Origin of the sequence: Halomonas sp., assembly GCF_014859505.1 — a bacterium.
GTDB lineage: Bacteria > Pseudomonadota > Gammaproteobacteria > Pseudomonadales > Halomonadaceae > Halomonas.
Map to the genome: position 1 here is coordinate 1 of NZ_JACUUD010000254.1, position 1,672 is coordinate 1,672.

1 protein-coding gene is annotated in these 1,672 nt (G+C 59.4%); it reads left to right on the forward strand.

Annotated elements, in window-relative coordinates; translation table 11 throughout:
* Window positions 1-41 precede the first annotated feature (41 nt).
* The coding region (locus IBX53_RS16035) for a DEAD/DEAH box helicase family protein (protein WP_290911359.1) at window positions 42-1,672 on the forward strand (1,631 nt) is incomplete at its 3' end.

Here is a 1,672-nt window from a genome sequence, read left to right on the forward strand (position 1 = left end):
GCGCTATGAAACTTCACTTCGAGCCCAACCTCGACTACCAGATGCAGGCCATTGAGGCCGTGTGCGACCTGTTCCGTGGCCAGGAGGTGTGCCGCACCGAGTTCACGGTGACGATGAAGGCGCCGATGCCGGTGGGGTCGGACCTGTTTCCCGGGACCCAGCCTGAGCAAATGACGCTGGGCATGGCCGAGTCGGATCTGGGTGTCGGCAACCGACTGACGCTGCTGGACGATGAGCTGCACAAGAATCTGGCGGAGATCCAGCTGCGCGGCGGCCTTCCGCCCGCAGGCCACCTGGCGTCCGGCGATTTCACCGTGGAGATGGAAACCGGCACGGGCAAGACCTACGTCTACCTGCGCACAATCTTTGAGCTGAACAAGCGCTACGGCTTCAGCAAGTTCGTGATTGTGGTGCCTTCGGTGGCAATCAAGGAAGGCGTCTACAAGACCCTGCAGATCACAGAGGACCACCTCAAGGGACTCTACGCCGGGGTGCCCTTCGACTACTTCCTCTACGACTCCAACAAGCTCGGGCAGGTGCGAAACTTCGCCACCAGCTCGAACATCCAGATCATGGTGGTGACAGTCGGCGCCATCAACAAGAAAGACGTCAACAACCTCTACAAGGACAGCGAGAAGACCGGCGGCGAAAAGCCCATCGATCTGATCAAGGCGACCCGGCCCATCGTCATCGTGGACGAACCCCAGAGTGTGGATGGTGGCCTCGAGGGGCGCGGCAAAGAGGCTCTGGATGCGATGAATCCCCTCTGCACGCTGCGCTATTCCGCGACCCACGTGAACAAGCATCACATGGTGTTTCGCCTCGACGCAGTCGATGCCTACGAGCGAAAACTGGTCAAACAGATCGAGGTGGCTTCGGCGACGGTGGAGGATGCGCACAACAAGCCCTTCGTGCGGTTGGTATCGGTGGCCAACAAGCGCGGCACCATCAGTGCCAGGGTCGAACTGGATGTGACCACCGCCAGCGGTGTGAAGCGGCAGGAGCTCGTCGTATCCGATGGTGACGACCTGGAGGAACTTGCCAAGCGTCCGATCTATGCCGATTTTCGCGTCGGCGAGATCAACACGGCCAAAGGCGACGAGTTCATGGAGTTACGTTATCCCGGTAGTGAAGTGTTCTTGAAGCCGGGTCAAGCACATGGTGACGTGGATGCGCTGGCCGTGCAGCGCGAAATGATCCGCCGCACGATTCGCGAACATCTGGACAAGGAAAAGCGCCTGCGACCGATGGGCATCAAGGTTCTGTCGCTATTTTTCATCGATGCGGTGGACAGGTACCGCCAGTACGACGCGGACGGCAATCCGGTCAAAGGTGACTACGCGCGCATCTTTGAAGAGGAGTATCGGCGTGCCGCCAAGCTGCCGGCCTACCAGAGCCTCTTCGCCGAGATCGATCTGGACTCCGCCGCAGAGGAAGTGCACAACGGCTATTTCTCCATCGACAAGAAGGGGGGGTGGACAGACACCGCCGAGAACAATGCGGGCAACCGCGAGAATGCCGAGCGCGCCTACAACCTGATCATGAAGGAGAAGGAAAAGCTACTGTCCTTCGACACGTCGCTCAAGTTCATCTTCTCCCATTCAGCCCTGAAGGAAGGCTGGGACAACCCGAATGTGTTCCAGATCTGCACCCTGCGAGACATCCAGACCGA